We start from the raw sequence: 14,338 nt of genomic DNA on the forward strand, positions 1-14,338 counted from the left end.
TCTCCTTTCGTTACGCCTTGGCTGAATCGCGCGGCAATGCCTCGCCGGACGGACGCTGACGCAGGGTTGCTGCTGACAACACGGGGTATTTCGCGTGGTGATGCCGAAAGGACAGGGCCAGGACGCAGAACACCAGAAACTCCGCCGAGCGGTAGTTGGGCACGACATACGCTACATAGTTGGTGAGCATGAATGATCCGACGATGACCATCGCGCTGACATGAAACCGTGCCGATTGGTCCGCCATCACGGCCCGATAGTGTTTTAGCAGTGCCTCGATCAGCATGAGGAGCAGCGCTATCAACTGAACGATACCGCCGTTCAGCAAGGTTTCGATGTAGCCGTTGTGGGCATTACCGATGTAACCCCAGCGGCTGATAAAGACCTCGGCGCTGGGGCTGGACCAGAAGGCGCCGAAGCCGTAACCCTTGAGGAACTCGGCGTCGATCAGCGGTGTGAGCAGGTCCCAGATCAACGTGCGGTCGGTGAGTGATGGATCGCGACCGGTCAGCTCCAGCAGCAGCGTGTAGTTGCCGTAGAGAAAGAAACAGATCAGCAAATAGACGATCGTCGTGCCGAGGAATGCGGGCCATGAACGGTTGATGTGCAAACGGATCAGCGTGAGGAAGTACCAGTAGCTCACGGTGCCGGCAACAATCAGTGCTGTGGCGGTGGCGGATTGGGCCAGTGCAATCGCGATCAGCGAGAACAACGAGCAGATGATGGCCCAGGGATTGCCCTGACGGATCATCGGCAGCAGTAGCAAAATGGCGATCGCGTTGATCCGGGCGCCGGCATTTTTATCCGGGAAAATCCCTTTGAATGCACCCTCGCGAACACCGCCGTTAATGAAGGCGACATCGGGCCTGACAAGCGCCAGTATCAAGCCGAACAACGCAGCGGCGCCGATGAGACAGCCGAGCATGAAGGCGATTTTCTCGAGGCTGTAGTTGTAGGCGATGAAACCCGCAAAGAAGACCACGCTGATCAGCGCCACAAAACGTTTGAAACTTAACATCGGGTCGTGGGACCAACTGATCGATACCGCCAGGCAGAGTATGAACACCAGCAAGAAGGCGTTGTTCCTGTAAAAGCTTTTGCTGAGGAAGACCTTGTTGCGGATGAAGAAGAACAGCGGTACCAGCAGGGTGATCAGACCGCAAATCTGATTGACCGCGTTGCCTTCGAGGTCTTTTTCGGCCAAGTCCAGATTTGACGTATCCGCCAGCCCGGAAAAAAATCCGATCACCTGGATGTAGAACAGCACACCGAACAGCGTGAAGGCGTTGCGCAGCGTGCTGTACCTGACTTCCAGTGTGTTCATCACGACTGGCTCCCGAGTAGCGCATCGAGATAAGTTTTCGCCGCGCAAGCGCTCACGAAACGGGCGGCGGCATCGATGCGGGCCTGGCGATTTACATCACGCGGTAACGTCAGCTGCATCGTGATGGCCTGCGCCAGCGCGTCAGGGTCGTCGACGGCCACCAGCGGAGCGATCGCGCCATTACCGAGAATCTCTTGCGGTCCATAGGGGCAGTGAGTCGATACCACCGGAGTGCCAGTGGCCATGGCCTCGACCAGTGCGTTGGGGCTGCCCTCGAAACGCGACGACAGGACAAAGCAATCGGCCGCCGCCACTTCTGCCATCGGATCACTGGTATAGCCTGGTAAATCGAACCGGTCGGCCACGCCCACAGCGACCGCTTGTTCGAGCAATTGGGCCCTGAGCGCGCCTTCGCCGAAAATGATCAATCGGGCACTGGGATCGGGCAGTCGGGCGAAGGCGTCGATCAATACGTCAAAGCCTTTTTGTCGCGCCAGGCGGCCCACGGCGACAATCACCGGGGTGGACTTTTCCTGCAGCCAGCGGTGGTTTGGACGCGCCGGTGCCTTGTCGCGAAAATCGTTGTCGAGCACCGGATTGTCGGCGATGGTGACATCCTGGGGGCGGGTGATGGTGGTGTCGATCAGATCCTGGGCGACGCCGCGCGAGACGCAGATCACCGGATTGGGGATCAGTCGATACAGCAATGGTGCCAGCAGATACGCTGTGCGCACCTTCAACGCAGGGTTGACATATTTGTCATGGGAAAACGCGTTGCGCTCGCTGACATGCAGGCGCGCCAGCGTACCTGACAGCGCGGCGGCAGCGATGGCCACGACGTTGACGTGGGTGAGGGCGGCCAGTAGCGCGTCGAAGCGATTGTGGCGAAGAAAGCGTGCCAGCGCCGGCACGGCCCTGGAGCTGCGCGCGCTGTGCAACTCGACCTGTTTTACCCGTGGGTCGAGGTGCGCCGAGTTCACGCCGGTGCCAGTGAGCATCAGTAAAGTCACGTCATTGCCAGCGTCAGTCAGCGCTCCAGCGAGGCGCGCCATCATTTTTTCGGCACCGCCTCCACCCAAGTCCTGCAGAATAATCAGCAATTTTTTCATTGATTCCATACCTGGTAATACGCCTGCGCGGCGTATTGACTGGTGTACTGGCGGACTGCATCAGCGGCCACTTGTGCGTTTGGCGCAGCCTGGTCTTGTGAGGCCAGGCTGCGCAGCATTCCTTCGGCCAGTGCCGGTACATCATTGACCTTGACCAGTTGGCCGAGTCGGCCGTTATCAAGCAGCTCCCTGGGCCCGGTCTCGCAGTCGCAGGCCAGCACGGGCGTACCCAGCGCCAGGGCCTCGATCAGGACGGTCGGCAAGCCTTCATGAAAGGAACTCAGGATCAGCAGTCGTGCATGCCTGATCAATGGGTAGGGATTGCTCAGGAAACCAGTGAAATGCACACGGTCCTTGATGCCCAGGTGGTTTGCCTGCAATGTCAGCGCGGCGAGTTGCGGACCATCGCCAATGATCACCAGATCCGGTAGCGCGGCGCTGCTCAAGGCCATGGCATAGGCATCGAGCAGCAAATGGAAGCCCTTCGGTTCCACCAGCCGGCCCACTGCCAACCAGAACTCGGTCGGCAACCCTCTGAGCAGGGGCGTCTGCGCGGCGCTGAGCAGTTGTTCGGTGACCACCGCATTGGGGCAATAACGGATACGCTGGCGACCCCAGGGCACCAGATCGGCGAGGGCCTGATGCAGGCCTTTGGATACCGCCACCACCTGATCGTTGCCGCAGAGGTACAACCCATAGAGCAGGCGCAGGGTAGTGAGGCCTATTCTCTGCTCGCCGCAATCCAGTGCCGCGTGACGGGCGTAGATGACCTTGCATGAGCGACCCAGGGTGGCAAACCAGGTGCAGAGGTTGGCCTGTTCCTTGGCGGCGATAAGGTGGGTCACACGCTCGCGGCGGATAAGGCGACGCAGCACTCCGATCGACTTGAGCAGACCGAAGAATCCATTGCCGCCACCATTGAAGGTGGCCGCTTCTTCATCGTCCGCAATATCGCCGTTCATGACGAAATAGCTGACCCGCTGGCCATCCTTGAGAAACTGCCGGGCCAGGCGCTGCTGGACACGCTCCAGGCCGCCATCGGGCTTGAAGTCCTTGAGGATGAACAGGATATGCATGGTTGGCGCTCAGGGATAAGTGATATGGATCGTCACTTGGCGCCGGACGATCATCGCCAGCAGATGAACAAAATTGGTCGGGTAATCGACCAGGTAGCGCTTGATGGTGTGGGGTTCGCGGTACATCCGATAGAACGCGCGCAGATGCAGACGGTTGATCAGCTCAGGGTAGTAATGGTGTGTGGCCGTCGCCTCTTGGCGTATGAAGCCGCCACAGGTGAATGCCACACCGTTGAAGCCGGCACGCAGGGCATCCTGTTCGAACTGCTCTTGAAGCCCGGCGCCCAGACCGACGATCAGGATGTTGGCTTCACTGCGGCAGATGTCCGCCTGAATGCACGCGGCCTGCGGTGCATCGAAATAGCCGTTGTGATGACCGGCGATAAGCAACGCCGGGTAGCGCCCCTTGATCTTGTTGATGAACAGGTCCAGTTCGGTTTGCCTGGCACCGACAAAATAGATTCGCTTGCCTTGTTTCTCGGCACAACTGAAGACAGCGTCGGCGATGGACGTGAAGTCGAAGCTGACCCGACCGATCGTCCGGCCGGTGATGCGCGACATGAAGGTAGACATCAACATTCCATCGCAAAAATAGGCGATGGACGTCGGACTCCGATCGAACAGACTGCCGATGGACGCAAAGTTAATGAAGGAAAATGCTTTGTTGGCGTCCAGCAGGTTCGGTGCGAAATGCCCGATCAGTTCCAGATCTATCATGGCTGACTCCTTAATAAATGTCCTTTGAGAACAACGTGAAAGGGGTCTTGACGAGAATCTTGATGTCCAGCCACAGCGACCATTGGTTGATGTAGTTGAGGTCCTGGGCGACGCGTTGCTGCATTTTTTCCAGCGTCTGGGTTTCACCGCGATGCCCGGTGATCTGGGCCAGCCCGGTGATGCCTGGCTTGAGGCGATGACGGGCCATGTAGGCGCGTACTTTGCCGGTGTAGTAAATATTGTGAGTGACCGCGTGCGGTCGCGGGCCGACAAGGGCCATTTCACCGAACAGCACGTTGAAGAGCTGCGGTAGCTCATCGATCGAACTACGGCGCAAAAAGCGCCCGAGCGGGGTGATGCGTTCATCTTCGCGAGAGGCTTGGCGCACTTCGCTGTCGTCATGCACATGCATCGAGCGGAACTTCCAGACCTTGATCACCTCGGCGTTACAGCCGTAACGATCTTGTTTGAACAACACCGGGCCGGGCGAAGAGAGCTTGACCGCTGCCGCCACGATCAGCAGCAAGGGGCTGAGCACAATAATGGCCACGGCGGCCAGGCTACGTTCGAACAGCTCTTTGCAGAGCAGGCTGCCGGGGTGCGAACTGATGAGGCTTTCATTGAGGTAGATGGCCGGCATTCGCTCTATTTCCGAGATCGATTGATTGAGCAACACCATGCTGCCGAAATCAGGAATCCAGACCACGTCGACATTCATGTCCAGAAGGTCGATGTACAGGGCTTCAATGATGGCTGCCTGCGCCAACGGCAGGACGATGTAGACCCGGCGTACGTGCAGGTGGGTGATGATTTCGCGAATTTCGTCGATGCGGCCCAGCAGCGGCAAAATGCTCGGTGCCGGGCCGGTATGTTCGGCGGTCGCGATAAACCCCAGTACGGGTACGCGGTTCGGTCTGGACAGTTTCCTTGCAAGCCGGCATGCGGTCGGGCAAGTACCGATGATTACCGCGCGGCGTTCGTTACAGAGCTTGCGCGAGTGCAATCGAGCCAGGTAATGCAAGGGCAGGAAGCTTGCAGCCTGGATCAGGTAACCCAACACGGTCCAGACGATGATCACTTGACGCGAAAAAATCGCGCTGGTCTGGGTGACAAAGGCGATGCTGATCAGAACGGCCAGTAGAATCAGCCAGGCCGCCAGCAAACGACCGAGCCCCGACAACCACTCATGACGCTTGTGGTAAACCTGCATGACGCTGTAGATCGGAATCGAGCCGAGCACAGTGAGAACCATCAGAATGCGGTATTCACTGGTCAGGCTGCCGATCCTCCAATGCACCAGCGATATCAATAGCAGGTTGACCAGGCTGAGCGCACACACCCATTGGCCCCAGAAAGTCAGACCTCGCCGGTGCATCATTTGAGCGGTATATAGCGATGTCATCGGCTCAACCTCCAGGCATGGGTTGGACATCGGCGTCGAATTCTGCACGCCCTCGTTCCCGCACGCTGGTATCGATCGACTGGGATGAAGCAGTTTTTGGTGTTTGTTGGAAAGAAGCGACTCAAGAGACAGGCGCAAGGGTTTACCGGGTCAGATAGTCGTAGTTCTGGAACGTATCGCTATGGCTGTAGCCCTGCTTGCGCGCCTTGCGCAGGTCAACCTGGTTGAGCACTACACCGAACACCGGCGCGTGGCTCTGTTGCAGAATGGCGAGGCATTTCTGCACCTGGCTGACCGGTGTGCTTTCGGCTTTGATCACGTAGATCACCGCGTCCGAATGCTTGGCCAGCAATAGCGCGTCGCTGACCATTTGCGCAGGCGGGGAGTCGATGATGATGCGCTGGTAACGCGACTTCAGCGCTTCGAGCAGGGGCGCCAGGCACGGCGAACTAAGTAGATCAAGCGGCGGGGGCGCAAGCTTGCCGGCTGGCAACATGTCTAGATTGCCGACAGTCCGGATACAGTCTTCGAGTCGGGCGGTACCCGCCAGGACATTGGCCAGCCCCGGGCTGTCTGCCGGAAAATCGAAATTGAGCGAAAGGCTGGATCGGCGCATGTCGGCATCGATCAACAGGACCCGCTCCAGCAATGCAAGCGAGTAAGCCAGGTTGTTGGCAATGGTGCTTTTACCTTCATCGGCCATGGTCGAGGCAACGAGCACTACCTGCGACGGCTTTTCTCCACTGTGCAACATCAGCCAGGTGCGCAAGTTGCGAATGGTCTCGCAAAAACGCGGATGCTCGTTGTCGTCGAACAATCGCGCCAGTTGCCGGCGGCTTCTCTTCGTGACCAGCGGCACCACACTGAGCAGGGGGATATTAAGCATGCTTTCGACCGCTTCGTCGGTCTTGAAGGTTTTGTTCCGGGCTTCGGATATTAATGCCAGCGCCATGCCGATCAGCGCGGCCGCGATGGCGACAATCACCATGATCAGTGTTTTACGGGGTTTGCTCGGTTCCAAAGGCACAATCGCTGGGTCGACGATACGCGCTTTGGTGGAATCCATGTCTGAGGTGGCCGCAGTTTCCTTCAAGCGAGTGATGAAGGTCTCATACAACGCGCGACTGCTGTCGACTTCTCGCTGTAACTCACGCAGCTGGAACTCCTTGCGCGAGATATCCTGTATCTGCGTCTTGTTGCTGTTGAATGATTTATGCAGTGAGCTTTCACTGGCCTTGGCTAGCTGGTAATCCTGTTCGATGCTGGCAACCACCTGTCGAACCTGTAGACGCAAACTGTCGGTGGCCGTACGCAACTCGGCGAGGGCGGCGATCAGGGTCGGATGTTTTGGACCGTAACGCCCGGACAATTCTTCGACCTTGGCTTGAGCCTTGGCCTGTTGTGCCTGGAATTTCTGCACCAAAGCGTTGCTCAAGACGGCGGGCACACTGGAGAGTCTGCTCAGATCGCCATTGCTCAGGGCCTGGACCTGACGGTACCGGCTCTCGGCTTCCGCCAGGTTACGGCGGGCATCGATCATGCGGTTGCCGGTCATTTCCAGTTCGTTGGCGCTGATGGTGGCGACACCGCCGACATCGACCAGGCCTTGTTCTTCCCGATAAGCCTGAAGCTTGTCTTCGGCAATGCGCAGGTTATTGCGCAATTCGACCAGGCGTGAATTCATCCAACTGGCGTTGGTCTGCGAGGACTTCAGGCTATTGTCGAACTGGCTATCAATGAAGCCTTGGGCAATCGCATTGGCGGTTGCGGCCGCCAGGTCAGGGTCGGGCAGCAACACCTCTATGTTGAGCAGTTGGCTCTTGCCGACGAATTTGACGTCGGTGCGCTTCATGAGATTCTGCGTGACCTCATTGAAAATGTCGGTTTCAGTGGGCGTTACCTGTTGGGGTATCAAAAAGTCCAGTGCCGGCCACCACTGGCCAAGATCAAGGTTTGCCAACCATTCGCGTGGCGTAAACCATGACTGCGGTTGCTGGCGGGGATCGGTCACCGGGTTAGTGGTGAGGTTGAGCTTTTTGACGGCGCGTTCGGCCAAGTCCCGCGATTGCAGAAGCGCCAATTGCGTCTGCAAGTAATCGACGGTACCGGAGCTTGAGTCCGTGACTTGCTGGAAGGTCAGCAGTGGTGGCGTTTTTTCTTTGATCAGCAGGGTGGCGCTGCCGATGTACTGCGCGGGAATGAATGACAGAATGGCCATCGCAAGCGCACAGGCAAGCAGCACCAACCAAGCGATTTTCCAATGAGCACGCCAGATCACCCTCCAGAATTTGAGCAGGTCAATGGTGTCCTTCTCCTCGCCATGCTGCTGGTGCTGAGGCAGATGCGCCTGGAGCGGACGTTCAACGTAGATGCTTGGGCTGTTATCCATGATTTAGAAAAAGCCTTGTGCAATGGAGATGGTGTCACCGGGAGCGATGGCGGTGCTGCGCGTGACCGTATCGGTCAATGGTGGTGAGCCATCGCCGCGCACGATGGTCACTCGCTTGATCGAGGCCCGTTCGGTCAGGCCACCGCCCAGTGCAATAGCTTTTTCCAGTGTCAGCCCGGGCTCGTATGGATAGCTGCCGGGCTTTTGTACTTCGCCATTGATGTAGAACGAGCGGTAGACGATCAGGTTGAGGCTGACCTTGGGGTCGACCAGGTAACCTTGCTTGAGCCCGTCGACGATGATCTTTTCCACCTGATTGGGGGTGAGCCCCTTGGCGGAGATCTCACCCAGGAACGGATAGGAAAATGTACCGGCGTCATTGAGGCGGATTTTGTCGAAGCTTAAATCCCGTTCTCCGAATACGGTGATGCGCAATACATCGCCGGCCGCCAGTTTGTACTGGGCGCCGGTGTCCGCTGCAAAAGTCACGGGCAACAGCCACGGCACGAACAACAAGGCAAGCATTCGCGAGTTCATGGGGGGAAACCTCTTAGAGACTTACGTTGAAGCTGAGCAGGAAGATGTTGCGTTCAAAACTATGGTTGTCGGCATCGGAATTGTCGTTGCGGTGGCGATAGCCCAATTCGATATCCAGCCAGCGGCGCATCTGGTATTCCACGGCGAAGTTGTAGTCGCGAAGGTTGTCGGTGCGGTTCTGCCCCTCGTACTCATAGCGGGCCAGCCCTGCTTCGGCCACCGTTGTGATCCGCTCGGTCCAGCCATGACGCCAGCCGAACAGCGCAGAGCTGGTCTTGACGGCGTCAGCACCGTCGTCGCCCTCGGCCAGCGCCTGGCGAGCAACGAACGAAAAGGTCGAGTAGGTTCGTGGCTTCCATCGCAGGTCCACCTGCCAGGTCGGGTTACTGAGGTCTTTGACACTGCTGTCATCAAAGTTCTTGCGCTCATAACCAAGGCGTACTTTGCCGGTGGTGCGTGCGGTGAAGTCCCACTCGGCACCGGCCAGGACCGCATTGGATGTGCTGTTGAGACGGCTGTCGGAGAGCAGGTAGTCGAAGACGGTATGGTCGTACTCCAGCAAGCCGCGGGTGTTGCTGCCTATACGGTGGTACCAGGTGGTGGTCAGGCCGGTGGTATTGCGCTCTTTGTCTTTATTGATGCCGTCGGAGTTGTCGTAACGAAGTTGAGCGTAACTTGCGCCCAGATCGATCTGATTGGCAGCGCTCTTGGCGCCGTAGGTATAGAGACCATTGACGCGATTAGTGCGAATCTTGTCATTGATGCCATCGACAGCAGTCGATGTCGTGCGTTCGTATTTACGCGCTTCCCCTTCAAGTTTCAGGCGATGGCGGTCGGTGAACTCCATGATGCTGTCGAGCCGCACACGTTGTGCCGTATTCGAGGCATCCGGATGATCATGATAAATGTAGCGGGTAGGCTGCCAGATAAGTCGCGTGGCACTGTTTCGATCTTCGGCCTTGAGTTCGAAAGAGGGCGCCACCTTGGTCACCATGGAAGACTGACGTCCCCGATCCAGCTCCCGGAAGTTGTCATCGTAGCTCTCTGAAAATAACAACGTGGGTGTGAAGTCGAATCCGTAGATGTTAATGGCCTGGGGGTCGAGACTCCAGGCCGCTCCGGGATATAGAGAGATCACTATCAGTGCGAAGGGGCCATGGGTCTTAAGGGTCATATCATTGCTCCTTGGGGATGAATCCAATGACTATAGACCGGAAAAACAGGGCCGAATGTGCGCGATGTAATATCGGCTGATGTCAGTGATTTCTTCATGCGAATGGAGTCCGTAAGTGTGAGTAATCACTCGCCTGGAAACAATCCATGAAATAAAAAAAGGCATAAATTTTTGTTTGAATTTAAAGTTGGGTGAATGTGTTCAGGTTTTGTTATTGAAGTAAGTTGAATAGGGGCTTATAGATGGAGGCGTGCTCGCTCAATATCAGTCAGTGGAATACGAACCGGCTGCTCTCTATTCAGAAAGTGAAGCAGGATCATAACTCGCTCGTCACCTAACATGGTCATGAAAATACCTTCGAGTGTCGACAGCGGTCCTCGGGTTATTTGCAGTTTTTCACCGGGCTTGAACGTGTGAGGTGCAAGAATTTCCGGTGGTTTATAACACCGCTCTTGCAAGTGTGTGATGACATCGTCAGGGACCATTGCCGGGCCGTGATTAAAATCGACGATTCGGCTGACGCCACGTGTAGAACGCAAAGGGGCCCACTTGTCGTCACGGCCTAGCTGAATGAAAAGGTACCCCGGGAAGAGCGGCTCAAGGGATTGATGGGGGCTACCATGTATCCTGCGTTGGCTAACGGTTTGCGGGCAAAATATGACATAGTTTTGCCGCAATAAATTGATTTTCGCCCGTTCGTCCTGACGTGGCTTGCACTGCAAAAGATACCAGTTAGAGGCTTGGGTAGTCGTCAGCATACTGGCAAGCTCCGTAACGTTGGTTTAAGCATGCCTGTTGCGTATCAGCGATGCCGTTATCCTTCCAGTGAACGCAATGAGGTTGTGGAAGTCGCGAAAGTGTTAAGCTTTTAAAACGGTGTATCAATGATGAAGCATGTAACGCCAGGGAAACGGTAAAGTGATTTCAAAGTGATTGCAAAGTGGAATGTGTAAACCTTAATTAACGCTGTGCATGATGTCGCCTTCAGGCACGAAATGAAGCCGATACTTTGCGATGGCCAAAGCTACCGCACGGTCCGAACCTTCGGCCCTTTAAAAATAAGTACTTTTGTTCGTAAGCCTTATTTGCAATGCAGTCAGCAATGGATATTCATCCACTAGATCGTCGCCTTTGTCAGGTGTCGACCCTGTTAGGTATTGATCACTCAAGGTGGCCTGTCAAATGTTACTAGTCAAAAATATAGCCTTCTGTCCAATAAGTTATTAAGGTTGTCCAACTAATTGTTTTAAAAATGTTTTATGGCAATTGGCATGATTCTGCGGCCCGACGGGTTCGCGGCCAACGTGATGACCTGCGCAAGGCGCCGGGTGGCGGACTCAATGTCTTCGGCACTGAAACCGCCCAAACCCAGAATCAATCCCGAACGGCCATTGCCACCGGCATACATCGGCGACACGGCACGTACCGATACCTGAGCTTCGGAAGCTTTGGCGGCGACCCACTGATCGTCGATAACTTCCGCCAGCCAAAGCACCAGATGCATGCCCTGATCGCTCGGTTCCAGCCACGCAAGTTCGCGAGGAATCAGCCTGGCAACCGCCTCGATGATTTGCCTGTGGATGTCTGCGTATACGCCGCGAATTCGCCGGATGTGCCGATCCAGATGTCCTTCTGCGATGAATGCTGCGAGTACGTGCTGATCGGCGTTGGCGGGATGCCGATCCATCAGGACCCGCGCACCGCAGAAGGCTTGCACCAGATAAGGCGGAACGATTGCGTAGCCGAGTCGTAACGAGGGGAACAGTATTTTGCTGAACGTCCCCAGGTAGATAACCCGGTCGGGGTCCAGCCCCTGCAAGGATGGAAAAGGGTGGCCGGCGTAACGCAGTTCACTGTCGTAATCGTCCTCGACGATCCAGGCATCGGACGCCCGGGCCCATGCCAGCAAGGCATCGCGCCTGGCCATGCTCATTGGCATGCCGAGTGGATATTGATGTGACGAGGTCACGAAGGCTGCCCGTGCCTGGGGGCATTGCGCTATGCCGTTTTCAACATTCAGCCCCTCGGCATCAACCGGGACGCGGATCATTTGATTTGTATGGCCTGCGCTTTCCAGAATTCCTGTGATACCCCGGTAGGCCGGATCCTCCACCCACGCAAAATCCCCCACATCGAGCAGCACCTGACAGGCGAGATACAGGCCCTGTTGCGTGCCGGATGTAATGATGACCTGGCTCGCTTCACAGCGCACAGAGCGTGACTTGCGCACGTAATCCGCTACCGCTTCCCGTAACTCAAGCGTACCTTGTGGATCGCCGTATCCCGAGGGCGCTCCAGCCCCTCGCGCCCTGATGCGATTGCCAAGGCGACGCCAGATATCGTCAGGCGCCGCTTTGCCAATCGGCACCGAGACCGAGAACGGAATCTGCGCAGCCGCTCTAAATTGCTGGGCCACCTGAGCGAACCGTTCGATTCGGGAAGAGGGCGTCCACGACCTGGTTTCAGTTGGCCGGCCTTGCTCCTGCCGGGTGGTTGGCGACGCTTCTGCCAAAGAGCGGGCCACCCGCGTGCCTGCTCTGCCTTGGGATTCCAGGAAGCCCTCGGCGATCAACTGCTCAAAAGCCTCGATAACGGTGCCTCGGGCAATCGTCAGCGATTTGCCGAGAATGCGCGTCGATGGCAGCAGCTCACCAGGCTTGAGGTCGCCCCTGCGGATCGCGGACCTAAGCGCTTGAGCAAGCTGTCGTCCCAATTGACCGGCGGTTCGATCCAGCGTGCCCAGCGATGGAATTTCAACAACGTTGGCTTTACGTGCCATCAATTCTGGCTCAGTGATTATGTTGGATATTGGCTCTATACCATGGGCCAGTTCATCCACACAATTCACACGAAGGCCACCTCACCACTGGCGCGCTGTCCCCACCCTTGAACGATTGAAGGAGTTGATATGTACGTACCTGCCCATTTTGATGAGCCTCGCGCCGAAGCCCTTCATGAACTGATCGTGCAGCACCCGCTGGGCATTCTGTTTACCAACGGTGAAAGCGGACTGGATGCCAACCACATTCCTTTCGAGTTGAAGGCTGCGCAGGGGCAGTTCGGTGTTCTCCAGGCGCACGTCGCGCGCGCCAATCCGGTCTGGCAAGACGTTAAAAATGGCGACGAAGTCTTGGTGGTTTTTCGCGGTGCCGAGGCTTACATCTCGCCCACCTGGTATCCGAGCAAGCACGAAACACATAAACAGGTTCCGACCTGGAACTACAAGGTGGTGCACGCCCATGGGAGGATCACCCTTCACGATGATGAGCGCTATGTCCGTGGGTTGGTGGCGCTCCTGACCCGAACCCATGAGTCCTCCCAGCCCGAGCCATGGAAAATGACGGACGCCCCGAAGGACTACATCGCCTCGATGCTTAAAGCGATCGTTGGGGTAGAGATCGAGATCACTCGCCTGGTCGGTAAGTTCAAGCTGGGCCAGAATAAGGAAGCGAGAGACATCCGTGGTGCAGGTCAGGCACTCAAGGACAGCGGGAAAATCGTATTGGGAGAGGCAATGCTCGCGGGTGTCGATGCCGAATCCTGAGGCACCTCGTGCACAGGCTGGTCTGCGGCGCTCGCACTCATAGCGACGCCCTGACCACCAATGGACAATCAACCGGCTGGGCTCCCTCTACCTCAAGGGCTTCGATCAGATGCCGGGCAGCCCGGCGACCGATCTCATAGTACGGCAGTTGCACCGTGGTCAGCGGCGGGATGAACAGTTCGGCGATACCGATCATGTTGTCGTAGCCGAGCACGGCGACATCGCCGGGAATTTTCAGGCCTCGGCTCAACAACAGCTGATAGGCACAAAACGCGATGCGGTCGTTGCCACAGATCAGAATGTCGAATTGTGGGCGACCCTCAACAATGTGCCGATCGAGGATGGCTGCGGTTTCACCGTAGGCGTCATGCTCGGAAAGGTCGTATTGCAGAAGCGCGTCAGGCGCCAGCCCGAATGCCTGACAGGCGCGCAGCAGGCCTTCTTGTCGCAGCCCCCAGGCCAGGCTCTGTTTTGGCAGATTGATGCACAGCGGGCGCCGATAGCCTTGGCTCAACGCGTGATGCACGGCGCGATACTGCCCCGTTTCGTCGTCCGGTACGTAACTGACCAGGCGACTGTCATCGGCCAGGCAATTGGCGAGTACCAGCGGTTTGCTCTTCAAGCGCTCGGGAATGCTGACGTGGCGAAAGCCCATGGCGCTGAAGATCAGCCCGTCAGGGCGATGCGACAGCATCAGGTCGATGTTCTGGTCAGTGGGCGGGTTGCTTAACAGGTTAAGGATGAAGACATTCCAGCCGGCCTGTTGCGCGGTCTGTTCGATGGACAGCAGCAGCTCCACCGCGAACGGTGTGGTCGCGGTGTCCAGCGCGAACACACCGATGGTGCGCGACTGGAGGTTGTCGCCGCGCATCTTGCGCGCCGACAGGCTCGGTACGAATTGCAGTTCATCAATGGCGCGACGCACCCGCTGAAGGGTTTCGGGGCTCAGTTTTTCCGGGTTGTTGAGCGCTCGAGAAACCGTCATCAAGGACACGCCGGCCAGCTGTGCAACGTCTTTCACTGAAGTCATGCGAGGCGAGCCCGGTCAGGTTGACGCAGAATCATG

Annotated in this window: 12 protein-coding genes; 1 reads left to right on the forward strand and 11 read right to left on the reverse strand. The window is 57.1% G+C overall.

Translation table 11 applies throughout. From position 1 onward, the window contains the following. Positions 1 to 10: 10 nt before the first annotated feature. The 10 genes from FFH90_RS14265 to FFH90_RS14310 all read right to left on the reverse strand — a co-directional run bounded on the left by FFH90_RS14265 (position 11) and on the right by FFH90_RS14310 (position 12,507). Positions 11 to 1,324 carry an O-antigen ligase gene (locus FFH90_RS14265; RefSeq protein ID WP_138867401.1) on the reverse strand — a complete coding sequence of 438 codons (1,314 nt, stop codon included), beginning with the start codon at positions 1,322 to 1,324 and terminating at the stop codon, positions 11 to 13. After that, the gene (locus tag FFH90_RS14270; RefSeq protein ID WP_138867402.1) at positions 1,324 to 2,433 is read right to left on the reverse strand and encodes a glycosyltransferase; all 1,110 of its coding nucleotides are present in this window, start codon (positions 2,431 to 2,433) and stop codon (positions 1,324 to 1,326) included. Before FFH90_RS14270 ends, FFH90_RS14265 begins: the two co-directional genes overlap by 1 nt. Next, complete coding sequence (locus FFH90_RS14275; protein WP_138867403.1) at positions 2,430 to 3,509, reverse strand: glycosyltransferase; 1,080 nt, start codon at positions 3,507 to 3,509, stop codon at positions 2,430 to 2,432. The genes FFH90_RS14270 and FFH90_RS14275 overlap by 4 nt, the downstream gene beginning before the upstream one ends. Before the next feature lie 9 nt (positions 3,510 to 3,518). Beyond that, on the reverse strand, positions 3,519 to 4,226 hold the full coding sequence (locus FFH90_RS14280; protein WP_018928897.1) for a WecB/TagA/CpsF family glycosyltransferase: 708 nt from the start codon (positions 4,224 to 4,226) through the stop codon (positions 3,519 to 3,521). Positions 4,227 to 4,236: 10 nt separating this feature from the next. Beyond that, positions 4,237 to 5,628 (reverse strand): undecaprenyl-phosphate glucose phosphotransferase, encoded by a 1,392-nt coding sequence (locus FFH90_RS14285; protein WP_138867404.1) that lies wholly within the window; start codon positions 5,626 to 5,628, stop codon positions 4,237 to 4,239. A 142-nt stretch (positions 5,629 to 5,770) separates the two neighbouring features. Further along, on the reverse strand, positions 5,771 to 8,017 hold the full coding sequence (locus FFH90_RS14290; RefSeq protein ID WP_138867405.1) for a polysaccharide biosynthesis tyrosine autokinase: 2,247 nt from the start codon (positions 8,015 to 8,017) through the stop codon (positions 5,771 to 5,773). Positions 8,018 to 8,020: 3 nt separating this feature from the next. Beyond that, complete coding sequence (locus tag FFH90_RS14295) at positions 8,021 to 8,554, reverse strand: polysaccharide biosynthesis/export family protein (protein WP_026286626.1); 534 nt, start codon at positions 8,552 to 8,554, stop codon at positions 8,021 to 8,023. Positions 8,555 to 8,567: 13 nt separating this feature from the next. After that, positions 8,568 to 9,728, reverse strand: a complete 1,161-nt coding sequence (locus FFH90_RS14300) for an outer membrane beta-barrel protein (RefSeq protein ID WP_026286627.1) — start codon at positions 9,726 to 9,728, stop codon at positions 8,568 to 8,570. A 236-nt stretch (positions 9,729 to 9,964) separates the two neighbouring features. Then, complete coding sequence (gene rfaH, locus FFH90_RS14305) at positions 9,965 to 10,486, reverse strand: transcription/translation regulatory transformer protein RfaH (RefSeq protein WP_111453162.1); 522 nt, start codon at positions 10,484 to 10,486, stop codon at positions 9,965 to 9,967. A 488-nt stretch (positions 10,487 to 10,974) separates the two neighbouring features. Further along, complete coding sequence (locus FFH90_RS14310) at positions 10,975 to 12,507, reverse strand: PLP-dependent aminotransferase family protein (RefSeq protein WP_138867406.1); 1,533 nt, start codon at positions 12,505 to 12,507, stop codon at positions 10,975 to 10,977. A gap of 129 nt (positions 12,508 to 12,636) precedes the next feature. Between FFH90_RS14310 and FFH90_RS14315 the strand changes: the two genes are divergently transcribed. Beyond that, positions 12,637 to 13,272, forward strand: a complete 636-nt coding sequence (locus tag FFH90_RS14315; RefSeq protein ID WP_111453164.1) for an FMN-binding negative transcriptional regulator — start codon at positions 12,637 to 12,639, stop codon at positions 13,270 to 13,272. A 37-nt stretch (positions 13,273 to 13,309) separates the two neighbouring features. On the opposite strand, the gene FFH90_RS14320 is transcribed toward FFH90_RS14315, so the two are convergent. Then, on the reverse strand, positions 13,310 to 14,302 hold the full coding sequence (locus FFH90_RS14320; protein ID WP_028940763.1) for a LacI family DNA-binding transcriptional regulator: 993 nt from the start codon (positions 14,300 to 14,302) through the stop codon (positions 13,310 to 13,312). Between the last annotated feature and the right edge of the window lie 36 nt (positions 14,303 to 14,338).

This window comes from Pseudomonas sp. ATCC 43928, from assembly GCF_005938665.2.
In the GTDB taxonomy this organism is placed as follows: domain Bacteria; phylum Pseudomonadota; class Gammaproteobacteria; order Pseudomonadales; family Pseudomonadaceae; genus Aquipseudomonas.

Bases quoted from the DNA above. Each gene is read 5' to 3' on its own strand.
- FFH90_RS14265 (WP_138867401.1), bottom strand. From the start codon at position 1,324: ATGAACACACTGGAAGTCAGGTACAGCACGCTGCGCAACGCCTTCACG.
- FFH90_RS14270 (WP_138867402.1), bottom strand. From the start codon at position 2,433: ATGAAAAAATTGCTGATTATTCTGCAGGACTTGGGTGGAGGCGGTGCC.
- FFH90_RS14275 (WP_138867403.1), bottom strand. From the start codon at position 3,509: ATGCATATCCTGTTCATCCTCAAGGACTTCAAGCCCGATGGCGGCCTG.
- FFH90_RS14280 (WP_018928897.1), bottom strand. From the start codon at position 4,226: ATGATAGATCTGGAACTGATCGGGCATTTCGCACCGAACCTGCTGGAC.
- FFH90_RS14285 (WP_138867404.1), bottom strand. From the start codon at position 5,628: ATGACATCGCTATATACCGCTCAAATGATGCACCGGCGAGGTCTGACT.
- FFH90_RS14290 (WP_138867405.1), bottom strand. From the start codon at position 8,017: ATGGATAACAGCCCAAGCATCTACGTTGAACGTCCGCTCCAGGCGCAT.
- FFH90_RS14295 (WP_026286626.1), bottom strand. From the start codon at position 8,554: ATGAACTCGCGAATGCTTGCCTTGTTGTTCGTGCCGTGGCTGTTGCCC.
- FFH90_RS14300 (WP_026286627.1), bottom strand. From the start codon at position 9,728: ATGACCCTTAAGACCCATGGCCCCTTCGCACTGATAGTGATCTCTCTA.
- rfaH (WP_111453162.1), bottom strand. From the start codon at position 10,486: ATGCTGACGACTACCCAAGCCTCTAACTGGTATCTTTTGCAGTGCAAG.
- FFH90_RS14310 (WP_138867406.1), bottom strand. From the start codon at position 12,507: ATGGCACGTAAAGCCAACGTTGTTGAAATTCCATCGCTGGGCACGCTG.
- FFH90_RS14315 (WP_111453164.1), top strand. From the start codon at position 12,637: ATGTACGTACCTGCCCATTTTGATGAGCCTCGCGCCGAAGCCCTTCAT.
- FFH90_RS14320 (WP_028940763.1), bottom strand. From the start codon at position 14,302: ATGACTTCAGTGAAAGACGTTGCACAGCTGGCCGGCGTGTCCTTGATG.